Below are 5,983 nucleotides of genomic sequence, written 5' to 3'. Positions count from 1 at the left end.
GCCTGGCGCTGAGCGGCAAGCCGGCACCGGCCAGCCTGGGCGTCAAGGCGGTGGCCGAGGCCCAGGGCGTGCGCGTGCTCAATGTCTACGATGGCGGCGCGGCGCAACGCGCCGGCGTGTCCGGCGGCGATGTGATCGTGGCCATAGACAAGCTCAAGGCGGTGGATCTGGACAAGGCGCTGGCGCGCTATCAGCCCGGCGACAAGCTCAAGTTGCACCTGTTCCGCCGCGACGAACTGCTCAGCCTGCAGCTTGAACTGCAAGCCGCGCCGGCGGACGCCTGCCGCCTGCTGGTGCAGGACGGCGGCGCCAAGTGGCTGCGCCACTGACATTCATCGGGGCGTCGCCGCTGCCCGGCGGCGTCCTCCTCCAGCCAAGACCGGCGCAGCCGGCATCGAAGGAGACCTAGGCATGGTTCAACAGCCGCAAGTCAAGTACCGCGAAGATTACGCAGCGCCCCCCTTTCTGATCGACCGCGTCGATCTGAGCTTCGATATCGAAGACGCCACCACCCGTGTGCATGCGCGGCTGGTGGTGACCCGCAACGACAAGGCCGCGCGCCAGGATGACCTGGTGCTGGACGGCAGCGCGACGCTGGCGGCGGTGACGCTGGACGGCGAACGCCTGGGTGACGACGGCTATGCGCTGCTCGACGACAAGCTGACCGTGCGCGGCGTGCCGGACAGCTTCATCCTGGAACTGGAAACCGAGATCGACCCGGTGGCCAATACCAGCCTGATGGGCTTGTACGCGTCCAACGGCAATCTGTTCACCCAGTGCGAGCCGGAAGGCTTCCGCAAGATCACCTATTATCTGGACCGTCCTGACGTGATGGCCAAGTTCACCACCACCATCGTCGCCGACAAGCACAAGTTCCCGGTGCTGCTGTCCAATGGCAACAAGGTGGGCGAGGGCATGGTGGACAAGAAACGCCACTGGGTTAAGTGGGTGGATCCGTACAAGAAACCGTCCTATCTGTTCGCGCTGGTGGCCGGCAAGCTGTCCGCGCTGAAAGACAAATTCGTCACCATGCGCGGCCGCGAAGTGGCGCTGGAGATCTGGACCGAGCCGGCGGACCAGGACAAGACCCAGCACGCGATGGAAGCGCTGAAGCACTCGATGAAGTGGGACGAGCAGCGCTTTGGCCTGGAGTACGACCTCGACATCTATATGATCGTCGCCGTCGGCGACTTCAATATGGGGGCGATGGAGAACAAGGGCCTCAACGTCTTCAACACCAAGTACGTGCTGGCGCGCAAGGACACCGCCACCGACGCCGACTTCCAGGGCGTGGAGCGGGTGATCGGCCATGAGTACTTCCATAACTGGACCGGCAACCGCGTCACCTGCCGCGACTGGTTCCAGCTGTCGCTGAAGGAGGGCCTGACCGTGTTCCGCGATCAGGAATTCGGCGCCGACATGAGCAGCCGCGCGGTCAAGCGCATCGAGGACGTCAAGGGCCTGCGCGTGCACCAGTTCCCGGAAGACGCCGGTCCGACCTCGCATCCGATCCGCCCGGACAGCTATATCGAGATGAACAATTTCTACACCATGACGGTGTATGAAAAAGGCGCGGAAGTGGTGCGCATGTATCACACCCTGCTGGGCGAGGCTGGCTTCCGCAAGGGCATGGACCTGTATTTCAAGCGCCACGACGGCCAGGCGGTGACTTGCGACGATTTCCGCGCGGCGATGGCCGACGCCAACGGCGTCGATCTGGAGCAGTTCGGCCTGTGGTACAGCCAGGCCGGCACGCCGCGCCTCAGCGTCAGCGGCCGTTACGACGGCGCGGCGCAAAGCTACACCCTCAAGGTGAGCCAAAGCTGCCCGGCCACGCCGGGACAGGAGCGGAAGCAGCCCTTCCACATCCCGTTGGCCTTGGGCTTGGTGGGCGCCGACGGAGCCGATTTGCCACTGCGGCTGGATGGTGAAGCCGAAGCGCAAGGCGGCACCCGGGTGCTGGACGTCAAGGAGGCGGAACAAAGCTTCACCTTCGTCGGCATTGCGGCCGAACCGGTGCCCTCGCTACTGCGTGGTTTCTCCGCGCCGGTGAAGCTGGAGTTCGATTGGCGCGATGATCAGTTGGCCTTCCTGATGGCCAACGACGGCGACAGCTTCAGCCGCTGGGAAGCCGGCCAGACCCTGGCGGAACGGCTGTTCAAGCAATTGCTGGCGACGGTCGCCGCCGGCGGCGAGTTGAAGCTGCCGGAAACCTTCGTCGCCGCCTTCCGCGCGGTGCTGAAAGACCATGCGGCCGATCCTGCGTTCAAGGCGCTGATGCTGACCCTGCCGTCCGAGGGCGAGATCCTGGAAATGGTGGAAGCGGCCGACCCGGCGCTGATCCACCAGGTGAGGGACTTTGTGCTGGACGAATTGGCGCAGGTGCTGCGCGGCGAATGGCGCGAGGCTTACGAGCTGAACCTGACCCGCGACTACAAGCCGCAGGACGCCGGCCGGCGCGATCTGAAAAACCGTGCGCTGGCCATGCTGAACCGGCTGGATGATGCCTGGCCGGCCGAAGCCGCCGCCAAGCAGTGCCTGGGCGCGGATAATATGACTGACCAGATGGGCGCGCTGATGGCCTTGCGCGACCGCGACGGCGCCGAGCGCGATGAATGCTTCACCGCCTTCGCCGCCCGCTGGCAGCAGGACGCGCTGGTGATGGACAAGTTCTTCATGCTGGTGGCCAGCAGCCAGCTGCCTGGCACGCTGGAGCATGTACAAGCGGCGATGCAGCACCCGGCCTTCACCTTGAAGAACCCGAACAAGGCGCGCGCGCTGATTGGCACCTTCGGCGCCAATATGGCGCTGTTCCATGCGGCGGATGGCAGCGGCTACCGCTTCCTCGCCGACCAGGTGTTGGCGCTGGACGCGATCAACCCGCAAGTAGCCAGCCGCATCGTCAATGCCTTCCGCCGGCTGAAAAAGCTGGAGCCGGCGCGTCAGGCGCTGATGCGCGAGCAATTGCAGCGCCTGGCCGCGCAGCAACTGTCCAAGGACGTGTACGAGATCGTGTCCAAGATCTTGGAAGCCTGACGCTCGCTAGCCATTCACAACAAAGCCCCGGTTTAAAACCGGGGCTTTTTTCATGACGGCTTGGGTTTCCCGCGCGGCTTATTCTATATGTAGCCGCTGTCCGCCCTGTCCACCCTGCTTTTTCGGCAGCGTCAGGCTGAGCACGCCGTTTTCATACTTGGCGCTGGCGGCGTCGCGATCTATCTCCGCCGGCAGCTGGAAGCTGCGCGATACCGCGCCGTAATAGCGCTCCATGCGCAGATTGCGTTCATCCTTGCTGTCGCTGTCCGTCTGGCGTACCTCGGCCTTGATGGTGACCAGCGGACCGTCCACTTCCACATGGATATCCTGTTTGTTGACGCCGGGGATGTCCGCGCTCACGGTGAAATGCGTCGCGCTTTCCTTCACGTCTATCTTGATTTGGCTGGGCAGCGGGTCGCCATGCAGCGGCTTGATGAAAAAGCCGGGGGTGAAATCGCGGAACAATTCGTCAAACAGGCTCACATTGCCGCGGGAAGGCAGGATGTTCATCGTACTCTCCTTTTTGATCAATGGTTTAGCTGAGAAACGGGCCCTGTTGTCGATATAGGGTCTAAGCCGGGATTATCAAGCCCCTGCGTTGTTGGCTGGAGCGGAGGCACTTTGTTCAGCCCGACTGCTCGGGGCGCAACCACAGGCTGGCGAAGTCAGTCCAGCCGTTCTCGCTCATTTGTAGCCCGGCTAGCCGCGGGCTGGCCTGATGCCCTTGGCGCTCATGCGACAGCGGCAGCACCCAGCCCTCGGCGCACAGCCAGTCGCCGATGGCGGCGTAACCGGCCATGCGCAGGCTGGTGTCAGGCTGGCGCTGAATGTCCCGCAGCTGTGCGTTCAAGCGCGCCTGGGTGGCGGCGTCGAGGCCGCGTTGCAGCGGCTGGCGGGTGCCCAGCCATTCGTGACAGCTGTAGTCGCGGTCGTCGTGCAGCACTTCGCTGCACAGCATCAGGTCAGCCTGCGGCCACCAGTCCTGATCGTGAAAGAAGGCGCGCCGGCTGAGGGCGTGGATCTCCAGTTCTATGGACAAGCCGGCCAGGCGTTGGCGGATGGCGGCGGCCAGAGGCGGGAAGCTGGGCAGGTCGTAATGGAACAGCCGTAGGCGGGTGCGCTCAAGCCTGGGGCGGCGCTGGGCTTGCGGCAAGGGATGGCGCCAGCCGGGCAATAGGCCCAGCGCCGGTGTCTGCAGCGGATCGTTGGGCTGCACCAGCGCCGGTTCCGCCAGCCAGCGCATCAGCGGGGCGCGCTCGCTGCCGGCCCAGTCCGGATTCAGCAATAGATAGGTGCAGGCGGATTGCAGCGTGCCGTCGCTGCCGTCGTTGGCATAGTCCAGGCGCAGATGGAAGTCCTGGCCGCCGTCGCAGTTGGGAATGAACCACAGCTCGATCTCGTCCAGCAGCGCCCGCTCGCGGTAATGGTGGGCGAAGGCGGTCAGGCCCAGCCTTTGCTCGCTGTGGCGGGAGACCCGGAACGGGCCGCTGCCCACCGGCAGGCGTTCAAAGTCGGCGCCGTGCCGCAGCGGCGCGATCGAGCTGTTGGCGGTGGCCAGCCGCTGCGGCCATAGGAAGTCGCCGTCGTCCAGCTGGCAGCTGAAGGATAGCGGGTCATGGATGTCGACCGCGCGCAGATGGCGGTATTGCACTTGGTAGGGATTGCCGGCTTCGCGCAGCCGCAACAGGCTGGCGGCGGCGGCGTCGGACTGCAGCGGCGATCCATCGTGGAATTGCAGGCCCGGGCGCAGCCAGAAACGCCAGCGGCGCGCGGCGGCGTCGCTTTCCCAGTGATGGGCCAGCCCGCCTTGCAGGCTTTGCAAGCCGCGGTCGAAACGGCACAGGCGGTCGAAGATCTGTCGCACCAGATGAGACTCCAGCCGGCCGCTGACGTGCAGCGGGTCCAGGCTCAGCGGCGGATGCGGAATCGGGATGCGCAGGCAGCGGCCCTGGGCGGCGCTGCCCAGATATTGCGGCAGCGCCGCCAGCAATTGCGCGCGGCGCTGAGCGGACAGCCGTGCGAACGCCTGCTCCAGCTTGCCGTCGCGCAGCAGTTGCTGCTGCCGCTGCCATTCCAGCTGCTCCGGCGCGCAGAGCAGGCTGAGCCGCGACTTGCGGCCGCGCCCGCGGCCGGGCTCCCAGGCCAGCCAGCCGCGCTCGCGCATCTTGGCCAGCTGCAGCCGGGCATTGCGCTCGCTGCAGTTCCACAAGGCGCACAGCTCGGCTAGCCCCGGCTGGGCGGGGCGCTGTTCGGCGTAGGCCTGATACAGGGCCTGATATTGTTGTTCCAGCTTCATCCGCTGCTTCGCTTTCCGGTTCGCACGCCAAAAGCGGAAGTTATTTTCCCGGCATGCATCCATTTTTTGATTCCGCTTTTGACAGGATACTGTCCGGGTTTCCTGTTTGCATAGGCGTGGTGGCGATGGCGGATGTAAGAAATGAGGAGCAAATCCGGTACTTACTGGTCTGCTCATGGCTGTTGACGATGAGCCGGGCGGTGGTCGCGCCCTTGCTGGTGCTGACCCTGGGGCGGCAATTGCGGCTGGACAGCGAGCAGATTGGCCTGTTGCTGGGCGCGGTGCTGCTGCTGTCCGCGGTGATGGGCCTGTATGGCGGTCACCTGGTGGACCGCTGGCCGCGGCGGCCGGTGTTGTGGGGCGCGGCGCTGCTGATCGCCGGCAATTACCTGGTGCTGCCGCTGAGTCAGCAGCTGTGGTGGACCGCGTTGGCGCTGGCGCTCAGCGAGATCGGCCAGGCGGTGCACGGCATCGCGGTCAAGGCGCTGATCAGCGATCTGCTGCCGCCGGAGCGGCGCGGCAAGGCCTTTTCCCTGCGCTACACCCTGGCCAATGTCGGCTGGGCGGTGGGACCGCTGCTATGCAGCCTGCTGCTGGGCTGGAACGGAAATTGGCCGTTCTGGTGCGCGATCGCGCTGGCGCTGGCCGGCG

5 protein-coding genes are annotated in these 5,983 nt (G+C 65.3%); 3 read left to right on the top strand and 2 right to left on the bottom strand.

Annotation, left to right across the window (positions count from 1 at the left end):
• Positions 1-329: PDZ domain-containing protein (locus LQT98_RS20785; RefSeq protein WP_231464872.1), on the top strand; the 329-nt coding region annotated here is incomplete at its 5' end.
• Between the two features lie 82 nt (positions 330-411).
• Positions 412-3,036 (top strand): aminopeptidase N, encoded by a 2,625-nt coding sequence (gene pepN, locus LQT98_RS20780; protein ID WP_231464869.1) that lies wholly within the window; start codon positions 412-414, stop codon positions 3,034-3,036.
• A 78-nt stretch (positions 3,037-3,114) separates the two neighbouring features.
• Here pepN and LQT98_RS20775 read toward each other — a convergent pair whose 3' ends face one another.
• Both LQT98_RS20775 and LQT98_RS20770 read right to left on the bottom strand, forming a co-directional pair.
• Entirely contained in the window at positions 3,115-3,546 is a 432-nt protein-coding gene (locus LQT98_RS20775; protein WP_231464867.1) for an Hsp20/alpha crystallin family protein, read from the bottom strand.
• Between the two features lie 115 nt (positions 3,547-3,661).
• Positions 3,662-5,332 (bottom strand): SgrR family transcriptional regulator, encoded by a 1,671-nt coding sequence (locus tag LQT98_RS20770; protein ID WP_231464865.1) that lies wholly within the window; start codon positions 5,330-5,332, stop codon positions 3,662-3,664.
• A 188-nt stretch (positions 5,333-5,520) separates the two neighbouring features.
• On the opposite strand from LQT98_RS20770, the gene LQT98_RS20765 reads away from it, so the two are divergent.
• Positions 5,521-5,983: MFS transporter (locus LQT98_RS20765; RefSeq protein WP_231464863.1), on the top strand; the 463-nt coding region annotated here is incomplete at its 3' end.

Source organism: Chromobacterium aquaticum (genome assembly GCF_021129195.1).
In the GTDB taxonomy this organism is placed as follows: Bacteria; Pseudomonadota; Gammaproteobacteria; order Burkholderiales; family Chromobacteriaceae; genus Chromobacterium; species Chromobacterium aquaticum.
Note: the sequence above shows the minus strand (reverse complement) of the source record. Positions and strands in the feature narration are given on the sequence as shown.

Excerpts from the sequence above, each read along its gene's own strand:
- pepN (WP_231464869.1), top strand. The coding sequence starts at position 412 with ATGGTTCAACAGCCGCAAGTCAAGTACCGCGAAGATTACGCAGCGCCC.
- LQT98_RS20775 (WP_231464867.1), bottom strand. The coding sequence starts at position 3,546 with ATGAACATCCTGCCTTCCCGCGGCAATGTGAGCCTGTTTGACGAATTG.
- LQT98_RS20770 (WP_231464865.1), bottom strand. The coding sequence starts at position 5,332 with ATGAAGCTGGAACAACAATATCAGGCCCTGTATCAGGCCTACGCCGAA.